General features: G+C 61.0%; 18 protein-coding genes and 1 pseudogene. 12 read left to right on the forward strand and 7 right to left on the reverse strand.

Features of this window, described 5'->3' with window-relative positions:
- Positions 1 to 137: 137 nt before the first annotated feature.
- The 3 genes from C3Y91_RS16570 (at position 138) to C3Y91_RS16580 (ending at position 2,219) form a co-directional block, all read left to right on the forward strand.
- Positions 138 to 491, forward strand: a complete 354-nt coding sequence (locus C3Y91_RS16570; protein ID WP_024319735.1) for an ArsR/SmtB family transcription factor — start codon at positions 138 to 140, stop codon at positions 489 to 491.
- Between the two features lie 451 nt (positions 492 to 942).
- Complete coding sequence (locus C3Y91_RS16575) at positions 943 to 1,608, forward strand: nitroreductase (protein ID WP_024319734.1); 666 nt, start codon at positions 943 to 945, stop codon at positions 1,606 to 1,608.
- A gap of 38 nt (positions 1,609 to 1,646) precedes the next feature.
- Positions 1,647 to 2,219 carry an NADPH-dependent FMN reductase gene (locus tag C3Y91_RS16580; RefSeq protein WP_130673596.1) on the forward strand — a complete coding sequence of 191 codons (573 nt, stop codon included), beginning with the start codon at positions 1,647 to 1,649 and terminating at the stop codon, positions 2,217 to 2,219.
- A gap of 72 nt (positions 2,220 to 2,291) precedes the next feature.
- Here C3Y91_RS16580 and C3Y91_RS16585 read toward each other — a convergent pair whose 3' ends face one another.
- From C3Y91_RS16585 to C3Y91_RS16610, 6 genes are all read right to left on the reverse strand, one after another.
- Positions 2,292 to 3,479: a galactarate dehydratase gene (locus C3Y91_RS16585; RefSeq protein ID WP_018073084.1), complete on the reverse strand. Its 1,188-nt coding sequence runs from the start codon at positions 3,477 to 3,479 to the stop codon at positions 2,292 to 2,294.
- Positions 3,480 to 3,518: 39 nt separating this feature from the next.
- On the reverse strand, positions 3,519 to 4,703 hold the full coding sequence (locus tag C3Y91_RS16590; protein ID WP_168575593.1) for a mandelate racemase/muconate lactonizing enzyme family protein: 1,185 nt from the start codon (positions 4,701 to 4,703) through the stop codon (positions 3,519 to 3,521).
- Complete coding sequence (locus C3Y91_RS16595) at positions 4,700 to 6,421, reverse strand: ABC transporter ATP-binding protein (RefSeq protein WP_130657027.1); 1,722 nt, start codon at positions 6,419 to 6,421, stop codon at positions 4,700 to 4,702. The genes C3Y91_RS16590 and C3Y91_RS16595 overlap by 4 nt, the downstream gene beginning before the upstream one ends.
- A 7-nt stretch (positions 6,422 to 6,428) precedes the next feature.
- Complete coding sequence (locus tag C3Y91_RS16600) at positions 6,429 to 7,550, reverse strand: ABC transporter permease (protein ID WP_017967395.1); 1,122 nt, start codon at positions 7,548 to 7,550, stop codon at positions 6,429 to 6,431.
- Positions 7,551 to 7,559: 9 nt separating this feature from the next.
- Positions 7,560 to 8,546, reverse strand: a complete 987-nt coding sequence (locus C3Y91_RS16605) for an ABC transporter permease (protein ID WP_003562632.1) — start codon at positions 8,544 to 8,546, stop codon at positions 7,560 to 7,562.
- A gap of 123 nt (positions 8,547 to 8,669) precedes the next feature.
- The gene (locus tag C3Y91_RS16610) at positions 8,670 to 10,607 is read right to left on the reverse strand and encodes an ABC transporter substrate-binding protein (protein ID WP_168575594.1); all 1,938 of its coding nucleotides are present in this window, start codon (positions 10,605 to 10,607) and stop codon (positions 8,670 to 8,672) included.
- 321 nt (positions 10,608 to 10,928) lie between these two features.
- Between C3Y91_RS16610 and C3Y91_RS16615 the strand changes: the two genes are divergently transcribed.
- The 9 genes from C3Y91_RS16615 (at position 10,929) to C3Y91_RS16655 (ending at position 19,758) form a co-directional block, all read left to right on the forward strand.
- Positions 10,929 to 11,642 carry a FadR/GntR family transcriptional regulator gene (locus C3Y91_RS16615; RefSeq protein ID WP_018073078.1) on the forward strand — a complete coding sequence of 238 codons (714 nt, stop codon included), beginning with the start codon at positions 10,929 to 10,931 and terminating at the stop codon, positions 11,640 to 11,642.
- A gap of 21 nt (positions 11,643 to 11,663) precedes the next feature.
- A complete protein-coding gene (locus C3Y91_RS16620) occupies positions 11,664 to 12,494 on the forward strand; it encodes an NAD-dependent epimerase/dehydratase family protein (RefSeq protein ID WP_024319729.1) in 831 nt (276 codons plus the stop codon).
- On the forward strand, positions 12,491 to 13,384 hold the full coding sequence (locus C3Y91_RS16625; RefSeq protein ID WP_168575595.1) for an SMP-30/gluconolactonase/LRE family protein: 894 nt from the start codon (positions 12,491 to 12,493) through the stop codon (positions 13,382 to 13,384). Before C3Y91_RS16620 ends, C3Y91_RS16625 begins: the two co-directional genes overlap by 4 nt.
- A 57-nt stretch (positions 13,385 to 13,441) precedes the next feature.
- Positions 13,442 to 14,395, forward strand: coding sequence for a dihydrodipicolinate synthase family protein (locus C3Y91_RS16630; protein ID WP_168575596.1), 954 nt, complete (start codon positions 13,442 to 13,444; stop codon positions 14,393 to 14,395).
- A gap of 141 nt (positions 14,396 to 14,536) precedes the next feature.
- Positions 14,537 to 16,123 (forward strand): ABC transporter substrate-binding protein, encoded by a 1,587-nt coding sequence (locus C3Y91_RS16635; RefSeq protein WP_024319727.1) that lies wholly within the window; start codon positions 14,537 to 14,539, stop codon positions 16,121 to 16,123.
- 6 nt (positions 16,124 to 16,129) lie between these two features.
- On the forward strand, positions 16,130 to 17,227 hold the full coding sequence (locus tag C3Y91_RS16640; protein WP_168575597.1) for an ABC transporter permease subunit: 1,098 nt from the start codon (positions 16,130 to 16,132) through the stop codon (positions 17,225 to 17,227).
- A gap of 4 nt (positions 17,228 to 17,231) precedes the next feature.
- Positions 17,232 to 18,167 (forward strand): ABC transporter permease, encoded by a 936-nt coding sequence (locus C3Y91_RS16645; protein WP_018073072.1) that lies wholly within the window; start codon positions 17,232 to 17,234, stop codon positions 18,165 to 18,167.
- Complete coding sequence (locus tag C3Y91_RS16650; protein ID WP_018073071.1) at positions 18,164 to 19,018, forward strand: ABC transporter ATP-binding protein; 855 nt, start codon at positions 18,164 to 18,166, stop codon at positions 19,016 to 19,018. Before C3Y91_RS16645 ends, C3Y91_RS16650 begins: the two co-directional genes overlap by 4 nt.
- Positions 19,015 to 19,758, forward strand: coding sequence for an ABC transporter ATP-binding protein (locus C3Y91_RS16655; RefSeq protein ID WP_018073070.1), 744 nt, complete (start codon positions 19,015 to 19,017; stop codon positions 19,756 to 19,758). Before C3Y91_RS16650 ends, C3Y91_RS16655 begins: the two co-directional genes overlap by 4 nt.
- Positions 19,759 to 19,956: 198 nt before the next feature.
- Here C3Y91_RS16655 and C3Y91_RS16660 read toward each other — a convergent pair.
- A pseudogene (locus C3Y91_RS16660) lies at positions 19,957 to 20,400 on the reverse strand (GNAT family N-acetyltransferase).
- Positions 20,401 to 20,438 lie beyond the last annotated feature (38 nt).

Below are 20,438 nucleotides of genomic sequence, written 5' to 3' on the forward strand. Positions count from 1 at the left end.
ATGCGCGCCGTATCCGATTCGCGCCGGAAAAGACGATGCGGCGCCGATAGTGGGTTTCGGCCCCGCACCCATGCGTTATCTCTAAATTAAAGCTCGGGGATATGACCCGGCTTTGGTTCCCCAAAGGAGATCTCGCCTTGAACAATCAATCGTCAGCCGCGCCTTCCCCTGAAACCAACGCCTTCGACAACGAAGCAAACTTCCTGTCAGCCATGGGGAATGCCAAACGGCTTCACATTCTGCATCTGTTGGCCGAAGGAGAAATGTCTGTGAGCGTCCTGGCCGACGAGGTGGGATTAAGCCAATCTTCGACTTCCCAGCATTTGGCAATTCTTCGAGAACAGGAACTCGTGCAGACCCGAAGGGCTGCCCAGACGATCTACTATTCACTTCAATCAGCTGCAGCCACAGCGATGCTCGATACGCTCGCCGACATCTTCGGATGGCACCGTCGCACCGACGTAGAATGTGCCCGAACCGTACTCACCTGACGAAATCACGAAGCGTTGCTCTTGCGGAGGATGATCTTGTCGGCAACTCAGGATCGACGCCGGGGCAACGAAGAGCAGCGCAATGGCGAAGAAGGCGGTTTCGAAAGAGATGACTGCGGCTTGAGCTTAAGCGCCAAGCTGAGGCCGTTCAGGCGGCGCAATTCCAAGGCCGGGATGCGGTGGCGCGGGAGCCCCGCGGTGCTTGGCCCACATGCCCCTCGAACGCGTCGATCCCTGATGTACGTTTGATGTACGCCTCCTAGACCACGGTGTGATTACGCCTCCATTGCGAATGGCGATAATGGACCACATCAGGAACGGAACAGTCAGGAGACGGCCATGAGTATGGACAATACTTCATACCCCGGCAGACCAGAACCCGACGAACTTTCGTCGCGCTATGCGCTGCGGATCGGCGAGATTGCTGGGCTGGGGGCGGACGGAGGCGATCATGGACGTATATGAGGCAGTCAAAAGTCGACGGTCGGTGCGCGGATTCAAAGACGAGCCTGTGGAGAGGGAGGTACTTGAGCGTGTACTGTCCGCCGCAGCTTGGTCGCCGTCAGGATCGAACATCCAGCCGTGGAACACCTACGTGATGACCGGCGCATCGCTGGCCGAGCTCAAGACGTCCGCCGTCGAGCGCGTGGCCCATGGTGACCCCTGGGATAAGCGGGAGTACGAGATGTACCCGCCCGCGCTGAAACCTCCCTACGGGGAGCGCCGGTCCGCCTTCGGCAAGGAGCGCTACAGCGCGCTCGGCATTGCACGCGAGGACTGGGAGGCGCGCCAGCGGGCAGCAATCGCCAACTGGAACTGTTTCGGCGCGCCCGCCGCCCTGTTCTGCTACATTGACCGTGACCTGGGCCCACCCCAATGGGCCGACGTTGGCATGTATCTGCAGACCGTCATGCTGCTGCTCCGCGCCGAAGGTCTGCACAGTTGCCCGCAGATGGCGTGGTCGCAGGTTCGCGAGACGGTCGCGGAGGTCCTCTCGCCCCCGGACGGGCTCATCCTCTTCTGCGGCATGTCGATCGGGTACGAGGACCCCACGGTCAGTTACGCCCGTACAGGCCGCGCCCCGCTCGGCGAGACGGTCACGTTCCTCGGCGATTAGTGACTTGCGATCGTCATCGCGAGATATTGGAGAACGCCATGACCACGCATAAAGTAGGCTATCTCATCGGCAGCCTCGCCAAGGGCTCGATCAACCGCAAGCTCGCCAAGGCGTTGGTGCGGTTCGCCCCGCCGGAACTTGAAATGTCGGAGATACCCTTCAAGGACCTGCCGCTCTACAGCTACGACTATGATGCCGACTACCCTCCGGCTGGCAAGGCATTCAAGGCGGCAATCGCGGCCGTCGACGCCGTGCTGTTTGTCACGCCCGAATACAATCGATCCATACCCGGCGGGCTGAAAAACGCAATCGACTGGGCGAGCCGCCCCTACGGCACCAACTCGTTCAGACGTAAGCCGTCAGCGGTGATCGGCACGTCGCCGGGCGCGATAGGCACAGCAGTCGCCCAGCAGAATTTGCGCAGTGTGCTCAGTTTCTGCAACTCTCCCCAGATGAATGCCCCGGAAGCCTACATCCAGTTCACACCGGGGTTGATCACCGATGACGGCGAGGTCACGAACGACACCACCGCCGATTTCCTTCGCACTTTCATGCAGGACTTTCATGTCTTCATCGCAAGGGTTCGCTCAGTGCTGCCTAGGGATGCCTAGAAGCGTCGCCCTGCGGGCGCTGGCCGGGTCCATCCGGACGGCCAGCTCCTGTTTTTAAAGCGCGCGATGCCCTCAGGCGAAGGCGTAGGAGCCGTCAGGCCGCTTCGGCACGCGCCGCTGCCAATGGATGTAGCCTTCCTCTTCCATCGCCTTCTCGTCCATTTCGACGCCCCAGCCCGGCCGATCGGGACGCAATTCGAGATAACCGTCCTTCGGCAGATAGGGATCGACGACGTAGCGGGTTTCTCCCTGCCGCTTCTCGATATCGATGCCGCCATAGACGTAGGCCTGTCCCTTTGGCAGCCGGTATTCGAGGATGCGGAAATTCTGCGCCGCGGCCGAAAAATGAACATTGACCGCGGTGGCAAGCGGTCCCATCGGGTTATGCGGCGCCACCCCAACGAAGAAGGCTTCGGCGAGCGTGGCGATGCGGCGCATTTCGCTGATGCCGCCGACAACGCAGATATCCGGCTGGATGAGGTCGGCGCCCTTGACCTGCAGCAGGCGCAGGAACTCGTTTCTGTTATAGAGCGACTCGCCGGTTGCGAGCACGCAATTGAGCCCCTGTTTCAGGTCGCCCCAGGCCTCGATATTTTCAGGACGCAGCGGCTCCTCGTAAAACAGCGGGTCGTAGGGGGCCAAGGCATTGCCGAGTTGCCTTGCGGCGATCGGCTCGAAGATCTTGGCGTGGGCGTCGAAGGCGATCTCGTATTCGTCATTGACCGTTTCGCGCAGCGAGCGGAAATAATCAGCCGAGGCCTTGACGACGTTGCCCCAGCGATGGGCGTGCATGTCGAGACGCCAGGGGCTGAGCTTGAAGGCGGTAAAACCCCACCCCTCCTTCAGACGATCGAACTCGTCGCGGGCCGCCGGCGCATCCGGTGCGGTGTATACTCCGGCATAGACCTTGATGCGGTCGCGCACTTCGCCGCCCAGCAGCTTGTAGACCGGGACGTTCGCTGCCTTAGCCGCAAGGTCCCACAGGCAGTGATCGAGCGCGGAGATCGCGGCAAGACCGAGCGCGCCCGGCGGGAACCGGCTTTGCTGGATCAACAGATTGACCAGATAGTCGACGCGTGTCGGATCCTGGCCGGACAGAAATTCGTAGAGATAATCCAGCAGCGGCGGAAGCGCCTTGTCGGGGCCGTGATTGTAGCATTCACCCCAGCCCGTTAGCCCATCATCGGTGTCGAGCGCGACGATCACGCGGGGACGGTCCTTGTCGCGGGTCATGAAAACCCGCATGCGGTCGATCTTCATCTTTTTGTCCTTCTAGCGATTGAAATAGCTGCGGCGCGACTAGCGCGTCTGCACGTAGAGATGCTGGTTGTCGGTTCCGGGATTGTAGGCGCCGGCACCTTGCGGCACCGAGACATTGCCGCCGCTGGGGAAGCGCGCCACGAAGGCCTCGTCGATATCGCAGCCAAGTCCCGGGCCATTGGGAACGGCGATCAAGCCGTCGACCTGCTCAGGATGCGGCACGATCGTCTGGCGACGGCCGTCCCAATCATCGTCGAGGCGCTCGAGGATGAGGGCGTTGGGGATCGCCGCAAGCAGATGCAAAGCCGCATATTCCGCCACTGGCCCGAGCGAGCCCGAATGCGGCGCCATCTGGATATGATGCGCCTCGGCCATGGCCGCGATCTTCTTCATCTGGGTGATGCCGCCGGCCCGGCCGGTGTCCGGCTGGATCACGTCGACCAGTTCCTTCTCGATGAGCTCACGCTCGCCGAAGATGGTTGCAGAGCGTTCGCCAGCCGCAAGCGGCACATGCGCTGCGTCGCGGATGCGACGGTAGCCGTCGATATTCTCCGGCGCGATCGGATCCTCCACCCACATCAATTCATAGGGTTCGAGCGCCCGAACCAGCCGGCAGGCATCCGCAGGCGTCAGCCATGGCGGCCCATGCAGATCGATGGCAATGTCCATATCGTCGCCGACGGCGTCACGCAGGGTGGCAACCTTGCGGACCGGATCGGCGACCCCGCCGCATTTGATCGCCTTGATACCGCGCGCTTTGAGGGCAAGCGCGCGCTCGGGTGTATTCGCATGCGAATAGATCGGGATCCGGTCGCGCACCTTGCCGCCGAGCAGCATCCAGACAGGCACGCCGAGCGCCTTGCCCTTGATGTCCCATAGCGCCATGTCGATGCCGGTCATCGCACCGCCACCGACCGTCCCGAGCATGCCATGGCCCATCATCGCGATATGCATCTTCTGCCACAGCCGCTCGGTATGAGCCGGATCTTCGCCGATCAGGAGTGGGGCGAGATCATGGATCGCCGTCTCGACGACGCGCGGCCAGCCGGAGCATTCACCGATGCCGGTGATGCCCTCGTCGGTATCGATCTTCAGAAAGAGCCAGTTTCTGGTACCGCCGAACTGCTTGGAGGCGCCATCACCCGCACGTTGGTCGGAAGCCCATTTCGAGGGGTCTGGCTGACCGACATGCATGAGAAAAGTGCGGAGCCCGGTGATTTTCATCGCAGAGAACTCCCATTCTTCAGAATGTCCGGCGCGACGTAACGGAAACGCCGCGACTGATCGCGATCACGCGGATCGGGGCGCGGGATCGCTGATATCAGCGCCTGCGTATAGGCGTGCTCGGGCGTGCGGCAGACCTTCTCCGCATCGCCGATTTCGACGAGCTGGCCTTTGTACATGACGCCGACACGGTCGCACATGTAGCGGATAACGCCAATGTCATGGCTGATGAAGATATAGGCGAGGCCGAGTTCGTCCTGCAGGCGCATCAACAGATCGAGCACCTGCGAGCGCACGGAAACGTCGAGCGCCGAGGTTGCCTCATCGGCAACGATGACGCGCGGATTGAGGGTGATGGCGCGGGCAATACCGATGCGCTGACGCTGGCCGCCGGAGAATGCGTGCGGATAGCGTTCGCGTGCCCTCGGGTCGAGACCAACCTGCTCCATCAGGTGGCAAACCCGCTCTTCCAGCGCCCGCCCTTTTGCGACGCCATTGACGAGCAGCGGTTCGCCGATGATCTGGGAGACGGTCATGCGCGGGTTGAGGGAGCCGAAAGGATCCTGAAACACCATTCGCAATTCCCGCCGTGCGGCGGCGAGCGTCTGACCTTTTGCCGTTGCCAGATCGATGATGTCGCCGTCGGCACGGCGATAGAGGATTTCGCCTGCTGTGGGATCAATCAGCCGCATGATCGAGCGACCCATCGTCGTCTTGCCGGATCCGCTCTCCCCGACGATGCCGAGTGTTTCGCCCGGCAGAAGCGAAATGGAAACATCGTCCAGCGCTTTCACCTCGCCGAAATCCATCGATACATTGCGGAGCTCGAGGATCGGTGGCGCCGTCGTGTCGAGCGGCAGGCGCGCCAGCCGGATTTCGGCCTTCGCTTCCAGCTTCAGCACCGAGCCGATCAGCATCCGGGTATAGTCGTCTTTCGGCGCATGAAAAATCTGCTCGACCGGCGCATATTCCTTGGCGACGCCGTTGTGCATGACGAGTACATCGTCGGCGATCTGCGCCACGACTCCCATGTCATGCGTGATGAACAGAACGGCCATGCCCTTGGCCTTCTGCAGCCGGGCGATCAGGTCGAGAATTTCGGCCTGGGTCGTCACGTCGAGGGCCGTGGTCGGTTCGTCGGCGATCAGCAGCTGCGGTTTGCAGGCGAGCGCCATGGCAATCATCGCGCGCTGACGCATCCCGCCGGAATATTGAAAGGCATATCGGTCCAGCGCTTTATCCGGCGAGGGAATCTCGACCTGCTTAAGCAGCGATATGGCTTCAGCACGCGCCTCTGCCTTGCTCATCCTGGTGTGAAGGCGAAGCGCCTCGACGATCTGGTTGCCGACCGTGTGGATCGGCGACAGCGACGACATCGGCTCCTGGAAGATCATGGCGATGTCGCGGCCGCGGATCGCTCGGATCTGACGCCCGCGCGGATTGAGGCTGGTCAGATCGATCGAGCCGCCGTTCTGATCGTTCAATATGATCGACCCGCCGGATATGCGGCCGGGCGCATCGACGATCTGCAGGATCGATCGCGCCGTCACCGATTTGCCGGATCCGCTTTCGCCGACGACACAGAGCGTCTTACCCGGCTCGATCGAGAAAGACAGATCGCTGACCGCGCGAAAGACGCCGGTGCGCAGAGGGAACTCGACCGTCAGATTTTTCACCTGGAGCAGCGGCCTGCCGGCAATGGGAAGGATGTCGGTCATGCCGGCCTCATTTGTTGTAGGGATCGGCCGCATCGCGCAGGCCGTCGCCGAGAAGGTTGAGCGCCATCACGGCGACCACGACGGCACAGCCCGGCATGAAAAGCCATGGCGCGGTGGCAATCGAGCGAATGTTCTGGGCCTCGCGCAAAAGCACGCCCCAGGAGATGGTCGGCGGCTGCAGACCGAGCCCCAGGAAAGAGAGAGAGGTTTCGGCAAGGATCATCGCCGGCACTGCAAGCGTGATCGACGCGATGATATGGCTGGCGAAACTCGGCAGCATATGGCGAAAGATGATGCGTCTTTCGCGAACACCGTCGAGCCTGGCGGCAGCGACGAATTCCTCGGTGCGCAAAGACAGGAAGCGGCCGCGAACGACGCGGGCAAGCTGCGCCCAGCCGGTCAGCGACAGGATGATCGTAATCATCATATATTGCAGCGTCGCAGGCCAGTCCTGCGGCAGGGCCGCGGCCATTGCGAGCCAGATCGGAATCGTCGGCAGCGACAGCACGAAATCGATCACCCGCTGCAGGAAGAAATCGATGCGGCCGCCGTAATATCCCGAGATGCCGCCGAGCACGATGCCGAGCATCAACGAGAAGAAGACACCGACGAGGCCGATCGACAACGAGATCTGCGAGCCCTGCACCGTTCGGCTGAAGACATCGCGCCCAAGCCTGTCAGCGCCGAACAGAAGCAGCGGCGTCGTCTTGTCGGGCGAGGCGATCAGATGGATGTTGGTTCTGAACAGGCCGAACACCGAATATTCATAGCCGCGCCCGAAGAATTGGACGTCGACACGTTTTGTCGTGTCCTCCTTGAAGATGGCGGCCAGCGTTTCCGGATCACGGGTCAGCTTCATCGGATAATAATGCGGGCCGAAGGAGAAGCCGTTCTGGGTATCGATCAGATGCAATCTCTGCGGCGGGTGAAAAGTCGCCCGCGCATTTTGCAGGTTCGGATCGTTGATGGCGAAGAAGCCGGGAAGCAGGGCGACGATATACATCAGCACGGTGACGACGAGCGCCACCATGGCCAGCCGATGCCGGCGGAAAGCCCACCAAATGAGCTGCCACTGCGACGCAACGGCGGCGCGATCCGGCGGAATGTTCGTAACGGTGATGTCGGCCATGTGAGGCTCCTATTCCAACCGGATGCGGGGATCGACCAGCGCAAGCAGGATATCGCTGATCAGAGAGCCTATCAGCGTCAGCGCGCAGATCAGCAGGACGAAGGCACCGGCGAGATACATGTCCTGAGCCATCAGTGCCTGCAGCAGCAAAGGAGCAGCCGTTGGCAGATTGAGGACGATGGCGACGACGACCGAGCCGGAAATGAGGTTGGGCAGCAGCCAGGCAATTGTCGAGATGAACGGATTGAGGGCGATCATCAGAGGATATTTCATCAGCAGCCGGAACTCAGAGAGCCCTTTTGCCCGTGCCGTGGTCACGTAAGGCTTCGGCAGCTCATCGAGCATGTTCGCCCGCATGACGCGGATGAGGCTCGCCGTCGAGGAGACGGCAAGAATGATGACGGGAAGCCAGAGATGCGAGAAGAGGTCGACCATCTTGGCGAAGCTCCAGGACGCGTTCTCGTATTCCGGCGAAAACAGCCCGCCGACATCCTGTCCGAATTCGACCGCCGCGACATACATCAGCACCAGCGCCAGCAGGAAGGACGGAACGGCCAGGCCGAAAAAGGTGAAGGCGGTGAAGAAATAGTCGCCGATCGAATATTTGCGCACGGCGGAATAGACGCCGATCGGCAGCGCGATCGCCCAGGTGGCGATCAATGTCGACAGGGCCAGAACGAGCGTCAGCGCCATGCGCTCCCAGATCAGGTCCGAGACCGGCTGCTGCCATTCAAAAGAGATGCCGAAATCGCCGCGTGTGAGAATGCCCCATATCCACTTGAAATATTGGACGAGCATCGGGTCGCCGAGGCCGAAGCGCTCGCGCAATTGCGCCGCCGTGTTCTGATCGACGATCTCGTTGGAGGCCGCCAGCGTCGCAATATAGGTCGTGACATAATCGCCCGGCGGCAGCTGGATCAGCACGAAAGCCAGGAAGCTGACGGCAAACAGCGACGGAATCATCCATAGGAAGCGTTTGGCGATAAAGACCAGCATGAGGCGCCTCTTGCATTGAACGCCGCCTCCCGGGCCTTGTCGGCCGTCAGGACCGGCAAGGCATCTCGGAGGGCGAACTGAAAGAAAGCGCCGTACCTGATGGCACGGCGCTTAAGACGAAAATCAGCTCGTGAAGGTGAATTGCTGCGGCATTGCAGGGCCGGGATTGGGCCAGGACCAGCTATCCGGCTCCTTCTCGGGAACATTGCGCAGATTGTTGCGGATGATGCCGAAGCCGCCGACGGCAAGGCAAAGGCCGACGGTCTCGAATTCCTCCGCGGCGATGTCGAAGATCTGCTTCATGATCGCGCCGCGCTTGTCGAGATCAGCCGTCGAACGCGCTTCGTCGAAGAGCTTCATGCGCTTCTTCTGGCTTTCCGGCGGCTCTTCGCCGCGTGCACCATTGGAGGTGTACCAAAGCGTCCACGGAATGGCGTAACGCGAGCCCTGCGGATGGAACGCGAAGAAATCGCGTGGATCGAGCATCGGATCGAGACCGCCAGGGCCCGGCCATACCGCCGCATCATGGGCATTGTCGTCGCCGCGGGTGTAATAGAGCGCCCGCTCGATCGTGTTGACCTTCATGTCGATACCGATCTGGGCCCAATGCGTCCTGACCAGTTCCAGGGCATCGACGAGGTCGGGATAGAGGGTCGGAATGACGTCGATCGAGAAGAACACCTTCTGGCCGTCGGGCCGGAGGCGGAAACCGTCGCCGCCTTTCTTGTAGCCGGCCTCATCGAGCATCGCGCCCGCCTTGTCGGCGTCATATTCGGTGAACTGGCGCGCGTATTTCTCGTTATACCAGGGATGGGTCGGACGCGGCCCAGCCTGGTAGGGCTCGCTCTGGCCGAAATAGACGATATCGATGAGTTCCGGGCGATTGATGCCGATCGAGAGCGCTTGCCGGAACGCCTTATCCGCAAACATCTTGCGCATCGCAGGATCTTTGTGGGTGATGTTGAAATAGATCTGGCACTGTTGCGAGGCTGAAGGCACGAGCGTCAGCAGGCGATAATCGCCTTTCTCCATGTTCTTGGACAGCGTCGGCTTGTTGGCGAGGACGCTGATATGGCGTTCCTGGATGTCGATCTTTCCGGAGATGACATTCAGCATCAGCGATTCGACGTCCTGCGAGATGCCGAAGTTGATTTCATCGATGTAGGGAAGCTGGTTACCCTCGGTATCGACCTGCCAGAAATAAGGGTTGCGGGTCATGACGACGCGCGTAGCCCCCCCGACATAGGGCTCCTTGACCACCCATGGGTCGAGCGTCGGCTTATCCACATTGCCCCATCGCGATGGGATCTCGATGTCGCCGCAACGGCTGCGGAACAGCTCCGTCCAACTGGTGACGCCGGCCTTCTTCACATCGGCCTCGATATTCGGATTATATTTCGGCAGGAACTGGCTGCAGTAATGCTTCGGGAACAGCGTCGGATGCTGGCCAAGCGGCGTGGCGAGGTTTTCCAGGTAAAGCGCATTGGCCGCGGCAAAGGTGAACTTCACCGTATAGTCGTCAATCTTCTCGACCGTGACCGGCTTGCCGGCGACAGCAAGCTGCGCCGGTGTCGAGCTGTAGAGCTCGGTGTTCTTGACGCAGTCTTCGATCGCGAAAACGACGTCATCGGCCGTAAAGGGATGACCGTCGGACCAGCGCACGCCTTCGATGAGATGGAACGTGAATTGTGTTGCGTCGTCGCTGACTTCCCAGCGTTCGGCAAGGTTCGGCTGCACAGCGGTAAAATCGAGATTCCAGCGCACAAGGCTCTGGTTGCCGACCATACGCAGGATGCCGTTATGGTCGGATGAACCGCGAAGGCCGCGGCGCAGCGAGCCGCCATAGGTGCCGACTTTCTCGAACGGCGTCACGACCATCGGCTTTTTCGGCAGGCGCTCGGCGAGCGGCGGCAGCTTCCCCTCCTTGGCGAGTTGCGCAAGGGCCGGCGCTTCACCGCCTGCGGCAGACACGCGACCGGCGATAGACAGCGCCGCGACACCAGCCATGCCACCAAGCACGGCGCGGCGGGTGACGCCACGCGACAGTATTTCTTTGGCCATCGAATTCCTCCCTTTTGTGCCGGCGCAGCCTTTGCACCGGCTGATGCGTCGGGCTCCCGACCCGACGCTGACGCCCTCCTCGGCGCTACGACCGAAACCATAGACACGTTCCCAAATGATTACAAGAGTTGACAGATAATTACAAATTTCGTAGCGATGCAGCATCGATATACGAGGTTGTGCCGCTAAAAACACGGCTAACAGGACGAAAAACGTTAGATCTGTCAGATGCTGTATGCTGCCTTGAGCATTATGGTCGGCGACAGCCAGGGTGCGGCCGTCAAACGCCGTCGCACATGGCGTTGAGAGAAAAGGATCAGAATGACATTTACGGTCGATGCCGTTTCGAACAGGGGCGCAACGCGCTTCAGCGACATCATCTACGAGAAGATCGTGGGGATGATCGCCGACGGCAACTTTCCGGTGAACGAACGGCTGCCGCCGGAAACGAAGCTCGCCGCTGATTTCGGCGCGTCGAGACCTGTCGTGCGCGAAGCGCTCGAACGCTTGAGAGCCGATGGCCTGGTCGTTTCGCGTAAAGGGTCCGGTTCCTATGTCAGGCAAAGACCGGATTCGTCGATGCTGAAAATGGTGCCGGTCGGCTCCTTGGCCGATGTCCAGCGGTTCTTCGAATTCCGCGCCGGTCTCGAAGCCGAGGCGGCGGAGCTTGCCGCACGAAACTGGCAGCCGGCCGACAAGGAGCGGATAACGGCAGCGCTTCTTTCGATCGAGCAATGTCTGCGCGACGGGGAGCTTGGCGCCGAAGAGGACCAGGCTCTGCATGATGCAATTGCCATGGCGACCGGTAACCAGTTCCACATTACCCTGCGCGAGTGGTTCAAGCCGCATTTCGCCATCGGGCATTCCGTTACGCGAAGCTTGAGCTTGAAGCGGACGCCGGAACAGATCCGCAGCGTCCAGGATGAGCATGCGGTGATCGTCGAGGCGATCTTCGCGCACCGGGAAACCGAAGCACACGATGCGATGAAAAAACACATACTGAATGCTCGCGCCCGCATGTTCCAGGGCGTTTGAGCGACAATGGGAGAAGAGATGATGAAACGGGTCGCCATGACGGGTGCTGCCGGACGCGTAGGGACGCTACTGCGCCCGTTCCTTCGGTCGCATGTCGAGCACCTCAGCCTGATCGATCTCCAGGAGCCTGACGGGCTTGGCGAAAACGAGAGCTTCGTCAAGGCCGATCTTACAAAGCTCGACGAGGCGACGGCTGCGCTGAAAGATGTCGATGGCGTGGTTCATCTCGCCGGTATTGCAAGCGGCACGGACATGAACGCCATTCTGCATGCGAACGTGCTTGGTACTTACAATCTCTACGAAGCGGCGCGGACCAACAAGGTCCAGCGGGTCGTCTATGCATCGAGCAACCATGCCACGGGCTTTTATCCGCGCGGCCAGCTCGTGTCGCCGCTCGACCCGATGCGTCCCGACAGTCCTTATGGGCTTTCCAAATGCTGGGGCGAACTTGTGGCGGGGCTTTACTACGACACGTCGGGCATTCGCTCTTTGTCCATCCGCATCGGCAATGCGGGCACCTATCCCAACAGCGAACGATCGATTGCGATCTGGATCAGCGCGCGAGACCTGGCGCAATTGGTCAGGATCGGCCTGTCGCACCCGTTGATCGCAGCAACAGTGGTCTACGGCGTTTCTGACACCGAGGAGATGTGGTGGGAGAACGATCTGGCGACACGATTGGGCTACCAGCCACAGGACCGGCCGCGTGACCACGCCCTGATCGAAGAGGGATCCGAAGGGCCGGTCGCGCTGGCGTTCCAGGGTGGCGGGTTCTGTGAGATCAATCACGACGGCACCATCCGCATGCGCGACGCCGAGGGTCTGGCCAAGAACCTGGAGACGGTTGAATGACGGCCCCGCGCATCATCCGTCCGGACGTCCGTTCCGTGATCCAACAGCCGCTGACGGTTGGTGAATCGCCGGTATGGGACGAGGAGACCGGCACTTTGTGGTTCGTCGACATTCAGGCGCCAGCACTCGTCCGGCGCTCGGCTTCGGGAAAGATCGACCGCTTCGACATGCCGGCCGCAATCGGCGCCCTCGGACTTTGCCGCGATCACAGGATCGTCGTGGCGCTTCAGACGGGCGTCCATCTCTTCGATCCCGTCTCTGGAGATTTCGAGCTTGTGTCGGATCCAGTCGGGCGCCACATCAACTGCCGCCTCAATGACGGAAAGGTCGGCCCAGACGGGCACTTCTGGATCGGATCGTTTAGCGAAGCCAAGCCGCAGACCGATGAGGCCGCACTTTACCGCGTGGGCGCCGATGGCCGCACGCGGACCGTTGCAACCGGACTGACGAGCTCCAACGGCCTTGCCTGGTCGCCGGACGGCCGGCGGATGTATCACTCCGACAGCCGGCAATGCTTCTTGCAGGCATTCGACTTTGATCCTGATACGGGCGACCTCGGCGATGGGCGCCGGCTTCGCAGCTTCACGGAAGACGAGGGTCGGCCGGACGGCGCGACAACCGATCGTGACGGGTTCTACTGGAGCGCCGGCGTTTCCGCCGGCCGCCTCAACCGAATATCGCCCGAAGGCGAAATCGTCGAGATCTACATTCTGCCCGTCGCGGCACCGACAATGCCGTGTTTCGGAGGGCCGGATCTCCGCACCCTCTTTGTCACGAGCCTGTCGACGGACCGCACCGGACGTTTCGAGGCGGGGACGGTCATCGCCTTCGACGTGGATGCAGAGGGCCTGCCGCCCTTCCGCTTCGGGACGGGTCACCCTCCGGGATGACAACGAGCCTCCCTTCGAAACGACAGCGAATAGATGGAAAGGTAACGGGGAAGAAAGATGAGCATCGCAACCATGCGCAAGGCGCTTACAGGCGTATCGGGTGTTCCCGTCACCGCCTATGACGGCCAAGGTGAAGTCGAACCCCGGATCACGGCGAAAGTCTATGAGCGGGTCGCGGCAGCCGGCATTCACAACATCGTCGCTGCCGGCAATACCGGGGAATTCTATGCTCTGACGCCGCAGGAAATCAGGATCGTCCATGAGGCGGCGGTTTCAGGCGTCAACGGCACGGCGCCGGTCACGGCGGCAATCGGCCGATCGCTGCGCGAGGCGATCGGCATGGCGAAAGATGCGGCCGCGATCGGCGCATCCGCCGTGATGTCGCATCAGCCCGTCGATCCTTTCGCAGCACCTTCGTCCCAAATCGACTATTTCTGCAATCTTGCGGATGCTTCCACCCTGCCGCTCATCGCCTATGTCAGGGCCGAGGGTTTCGGTGTTGACGATATCATCCGTCTCGCAAACCACGGTAATATTGCCGGCATCAAGTTCGCCACGACCGATCTGATGCTGCTGTCCAGAGCGATCGCCGCAGCCGATCCGGCCGGTGCGTTGTTCGTCTGCGGCCTGGCGGAGAGCTGGGCGCCGACATTTACCGCTGCGGGCGCGCGCGGCTTCACATCCGGTCTCGTCAATGTCGCGCCGCATCTGTCGCTTGCCGTTCACGATGCGCTCGAAAGAGGTGACTTCGGCGCCGCAAGGGCTATCGTCAACCAGCTTGAACCATTCGAGCGGATGCGGACCAAATTCCGCAATGGCGCGAACGTGACTGTCGTCAAGGAGGCCGTCACCTTTTCCGGCCTCGATGTCGGCCCCGTGCGCGTGCCGGGATTGCCTCTGCTCGATCGGCATGATCGCGAGGAACTTCATCGGCTGCTTCAGCGCTGGGATGCCGCCGGCAACAACCAGATCCATCCACACCAGCAGGATTCCGCAAAGGCGGCCGGCTGAGTTCGACACGAGAGCGGCTCAGCATGAAAGCGCAGAGCCGCTATAACCCTTTGTTTTTACGCAATTCTGGGCGGAAAACCGTTTCGCACTTTTCCTGGAATTGCTCTATTTCCGCAAACAACAGGATTGGGAGGTCTTGAGATGTTGAGACAGGTACTGACGACGATCGCAATTACCGGCGCCATGATGACGGCGCAGCCCAGCTTCGCGGCGTCGCCGCCCAATATGCTGGTGATCGGCACCAATCTCACGGGCATAAGGACACTCGATCCGGCGCAGAACAATGCCCGCACGGTTTCCGAACTGATCTCGAACATTTACGACAACCTCGTGCAGCTGTCGCCTGACGACCTTAAGACGCTGAAGCCGATGCTCGCGACGCAATGGAGCGTCTCGGCGGATGGCAAGATCATCACGCTGACATTGCGCGAAGATGCGGTCTTCCAGAGCGGCAACAAGGTGACCGCCGACGATGCGGCCTGGTCGATCCAGCGCGTCATCAAGATGGGCCAGGTCGGCTCCACCGACGTGGCACTCTGGGGCTTTACACCTGACAACGTCGAAAAGCTTGTTCGGGCAAAGGACGAACATACGCTCGAAATCGAGCTGCCGCAGGCCGTGAACACCGATCTGGTGCTCTATTCGCTTGCCGGCTCATCGATCGGCATCATCGACAAGAAGACGGCACTGTCGCATGAGGCAAATGGCGACTTCGGCGGTGCTTGGCTTTCTGCCAATTCGGCCGGCAGCGGCCCGTTCGCGCTGACGCAATGGCGGCCGAACGACGTTGCGATCTTCAACGCACGCAAGGACTATTGGGGCGGAGCGCCGGCCATGGCTCGCGTCGTCGCCCGGCACATTCCAGAATCCGGCAACCTCAGACTGCAGCTCGAAGCCGGAGACGTCGATGTCGGCCAATACCTCGCAAGCGGCGACCTCGATGCCCTGTCCAACAAAAAGGACATGGTGATTGAAAGCGTTCCGGGCCTCGGTTTCTATTATATCGCACTCAACCAGAAAGACCCGGATCTGCAGAAGCCGAAGGTTCGCGAGGCCTTCCAGCATGCCTTTGACTGGAAGGCGATCTCCGGCAACATCATGCGCTATACCGGCTTTCCCTGGCAGTCGATGATCCCGCGTGGCATGATCGGCGCGCCTGAGGAAGCTGCCACCCACTACGATTACGATCCTGCCAAAGCCAAGCAGCTGCTGGCGGAAGCCGGCTACCCCAATGGCCTGAAGAAGGTGCTCAATCCCTCGGGTGCGGCGACACTGCCCTTCGCCGAAGCGCTGCAGGCGAGCGCCCGTGCTGCCGGCCTCGATCTCGATCTCGTGCCCGGCGAATTCACGCCCGCATTTCGCGAGCGCAAATATGAGGTTCTGCTCGGCAATTCCGGCGCCCGACTGCCTGATCCTTTCGCCGTCGCCACACAATATGCCTACAATCCCGACAATAGCGACGAGGCGCGCCTCGGCAGCTATTATCTTTGGCGCACAGGCATGAAGGTGGACGACCTCAACACACTCGTCGACCAGTCGATGAAAGAGCGCGATACGGGCAAGCGCTCGGAAATCTTCAAGAAGATGGACGGCATCTACAGCGGCATGGCTTCCCCACTCGTCATCTTCTTCCAGCGAACCGACCCCTATGTCATGCGCACCAACGTCAAGGGCTATCATGGGCACACGACATGGTCGACGCGCTGGCATGACGTGACCAAGGAGTAGAACGCCGTGGCGAGCGCCGATCTGACATCGAAGCCGGAGAGCAGCCGTCGTTCCACGGAGGGCGGGTTCGCCGATGCGGCCCCGCACCCTCTAATGAGCCTTTTGCGGCGCTTGGCAGGGCGCGCCGTCGCGGTCGTGACGACGCTGCTCGGCCTACTCTTCCTGACCTTTTCGATGGGTCGCCTGCTGCCTGCCGACCCGGTGCTTGCCATCACCGGGGCGGAGGTCAGCAAGGAGGTTTACGATCGCGTCTTTAATGAGCTGGGGCTCGGGCAACCTGTCTGGATGCAGTTCCTCGCCTATGTCGGGAAGATCGCGACAGGCGATCTCGGCACATCGGCGACGACGGGCCAGCCGATCCTCACCGATCTCCTGACGATTTTTCCCGCCACCATCGAGTTAGCGGTCATCGCCATGATCATCGGGGCCATCGTCGGCGTTCCCCTGGGGATCACGGCCGCCGTCAGGCGCGGAACGATCATCGATCACGTCGCCCGCATCGTTGCCCTTGCCGGCCATTCCATCCCGATCTTCTGGACCGGGCTGATGGCGCTCTTCATCTTCTATGCAAAGCTCAAGCTCGTCGGCGCATCAGGCCGGATCGACGTCTTCTACGAGGGTCTCGTCACGCCGGTGACCGGCTTTCTTCTGATCGACGCGGCGATAGAGCGGCAATGGGACGTGTTTCACAACGCTCTTGGCCACATCATCCTGCCGGCGGCAATCCTTGGGTACTATTCCGTCGCCTATATCAGCCGCATGTCGCGAAGCTTCATGCTGGAGCAACTGAGCCAGGAATACATCATCACGGCGCGGGCAAAGGGGCTTGGCACCCGCAAGGTGGTGTGGCGCCATGCATTCAAGAACATCCGGGTGCAGCTTTTGACGATCATGGCGCTGACCTTCGGCGGGCTGCTCGAGGGGGCGGTGCTGATCGAAACCGTCTTCGGGTGGCCGGGGCTCGGCCAGTACCTGACCCGGGGGCTGCAGATGAACGACATGAACGTGGTCATGGGTTCCGTCCTGACGATTGGCGCCGTCTTCCTGACGATCAACATCCTGTCGGACTTCCTTTATCGCATTCTTGATCCGAGGACACGGTGACGCCATGACGATCTCCTCTGAGCACGCAGACAGCCTTAACACTGGCGGCCTTCGCAACTGGCTGCTCACGCCGGAGCCTCGAGGCTGGTTCCAGTCGTCCGCGCAGCAAATTCATCAAGGCTGGCGGAAATTCAGCCTGCATCCACTTGGCCTCGTCGGATTGGCGATCATCGTGCTGCTGATCGTCGTGGCGACGGCGGCGCCCTTGCTGACGAGCTATGATCCGATCGTTCAGGACATGGCCGGGCGGCTTGCCGCGCCATCGGCGAGCCATTGGCTCGGCACAGACAATTTTGGCCGCGACGTCTTTTCCCGGGTGATCTATGGCGCCCGCACCACGCTCTACATCATCATGCTCGTCACGGTCATCGTCGCCCCGCTCGGCCTGCTGATCGGCACTGTCTCCGGCTATTTCGGCGGCATCGTCGATGAAATCCTGATGCGCGTCACCGACATTTTTCTTTCCTTTCCCGGCCTCGTGCTGGCGCTGGGTTTTGCCGCTGCGCTGGGTCCGGGCATCACCAATGCGATCATCGCGATTTCACTGACCGCCTGGCCGCCGATCGCGCGTCTTGCGCGCGCCGAGACGCTCAGCCTTCGCAAGGCGGATTATATCGCCGCCGTACGCCTGCAGGGCGCGACATCAATTGCGATCATCACCCGCCACATCCTGCCGATGTGCATTCCCTCGGTGATCGTCCGCGTCACCCTCAACATGGCCGGCATCATCATCACTGCCGCCGGTCTCGGCTTCCTCGGCCTCGGTGCGCAGCCGCCATGGCCGGAATGGGGTTCGATGGCCGCCAGCGGACGTGAATTCATGCTCGACAGCCCCTGGGTCATCGCCGCACCCGGCATTGCCATCGCGCTCGTCAGCCTCGCCTTCAACCTCGTCGGCGATGCGCTTCGCGATGTTCTCGATCCCCGAGGTTCAGAATGACGGACTTGATCGATATTCAGAACCTCGAAATCGCCTTCGGCGGCGGACAGGTACGGGCCGTGCGCGGCGTGAGCTTTTCGCTTGGACAGGAAAAGCTCGGGATCGTCGGTGAATCGGGATCGGGAAAGTCGACCGTCGGCCGCGCGATCATGAAGCTGCTGCCACCGACCGCGATCGTCAATGCCGAGCGGATGCGCTTTCGCGACGTCGATCTGCTCAAGGCGACCGAAAAAACGATGATGACGATCAGGGGCCGGAGGATCGGTCTGATCCTGCAGGACCCGAAATATTCGCTCAATCCCGTCATGCGGATCGGCGAACAGATTGCCGAGACCTACCGCTTCCATCATCCGAGGACGAGCAGGGCAAAGACCTGGCAGCAGGCGCTCGATATGCTCGAAGCCGTTCAGATCCGCGATCCCGAGCGTGTGGCCCGCCTTTATCCGCACGAAATCTCGGGCGGTATGGGCCAGCGGGCGATGATCGCCATGATGCTGATTGCCGAACCAGAAGTGCTGATCGCCGACGAACCGACGTCAGCACTCGATGTGACGGTGAGGCTCGAGATCCTGGCCCTGCTCGACGAGCTCGTCCTGCGCCGCAATCTCGGGCTGATCTTCATCAGCCACGATCTCAATCTCATCAGGAATTTCTGCGATCGCGTCCTCATCATGTATGCGGGGCGGGTCGTGGAAGTGCTCGAGGCGCGCGATCTCGACAAGGCCAGACATCCTTATACGCAGGGGTTGCTGGCATCCTTGCCGACGATCGAAGATCCCCCTGCCCGGCTGCCGATCCTGAAACGAGATCCGGCCTGGCTTGAAGAATTCGCATTGGAGCCGCCGCGGTGATTAAAATCGACAATCTTACGGTCCGTTTCGGACCCGGGCAGCGGCCTGTCGTTCGAGACGTAAGCTTCGCCATCGAAAAGGGAACTGCTTTCGGCCTGGTCGGCGAGTCCGGCTGCGGGAAGTCCACTGTCCTGAGGGCGCTTTCCGGTCTCAACGCCAACTATGACGGCCGGATCGCGCTCCACGGCGAAACGCTGGACCGACAGCGCAGCCGGCCATTCTTTCGTCGGGTGCAGATGGTGTTCCAGGACCCCTACGGTTCCCTGCATCCCCGCAAGACGATCCGCTCGCAGCTGAAAGAACCGCTGCGCAACCAGGGTCTGGATACGAATTCCGTCGACATGAACGCGGTCCTGAGATCGGTTGGCCTCGATCCGGCGCTGAGCTACAGATTTCCGCACCAGCTCTCCGGCGGCCAGCGCCAGCGCGTGGCGATCGCCCGTGCCCTGATGCTGGATCCGGACGTTCTGCTTCTCGACGAACCGACATCAGCGCTCGACGTGTCGGTTCAGGCGGAAATCCTCAACCTCCTCCAGGATTTGCGTACCAATCGCGGTCTGACCTATCTGCTCGTCAGCCATGATCTCGCCGTCGTCTCGCACATGTGCAGCCGCGTCGCCATCATGGAAGCGGGCGAGATCGTCGAACAGGTCGATGTCGGCGCCTTGCGAAAAGGTACGGTCGAACACCCCTATTCGCAACGCCTGCTGCGCGCGAGCAGGATGTATGGAAAGGCGTAATTCTCGACCGATATGCGGCGGCGGCTTGAAGTCGTCGCAAGCTCCGCCATCCACATCAAGCCGAACCGGCTACCTAAACCAATTGTAGTAGCGATCGCCGATGATGTTACGCACTCTTTGAAAGACGCTCGGCCACTCGCACTTCAACCATGCGTACTCAGGATTTTCGCTGGCGGATCGGAAATTCCCATTCGAGCGTTATCCGCTCGATCTTGAGTAGATACCGAGGTCGCTTCTCATAGCAAACCCGCAACGCTGATAAAACTCCGACAGCGCCCCTCCTCGCTGTGAGATCAACCAAACGCTGCTACATCCTTCAGCGTTGGCTGTTTCAAACATCGCTGAAAGTAGAGCGGTCCCTATTCCCTTACCCTGCGCGTCGGGCTGCACTGAAAGCTCGTCCAAGTAAATGATCGGGCCGGTGGCGGCGCTGTCTTATCCCAGCGCACTCCCGAGCACCCTACCTTCATCAACCGCCACAAGTGCAACCGATCTACGGGTTTCAAGCACATAGGTCACATTTTCAGCTGCCGCTTCAAGGGACCAGTTCTCATTCCACGGAGGCAGGGCATAGGTGTTTACCAATACATCGGCCGCGCCACTGACGTGTTTTGCAACCAGAAGCTCGATCCGAGATGACATAAACTCACCTCGCACCAAGGAAGGTGACATTTGCCGAA

Source organism: Rhizobium ruizarguesonis, assembly GCF_012349115.1.
Taxonomy (GTDB): domain Bacteria; phylum Pseudomonadota; class Alphaproteobacteria; order Rhizobiales; family Rhizobiaceae; genus Rhizobium; species Rhizobium ruizarguesonis.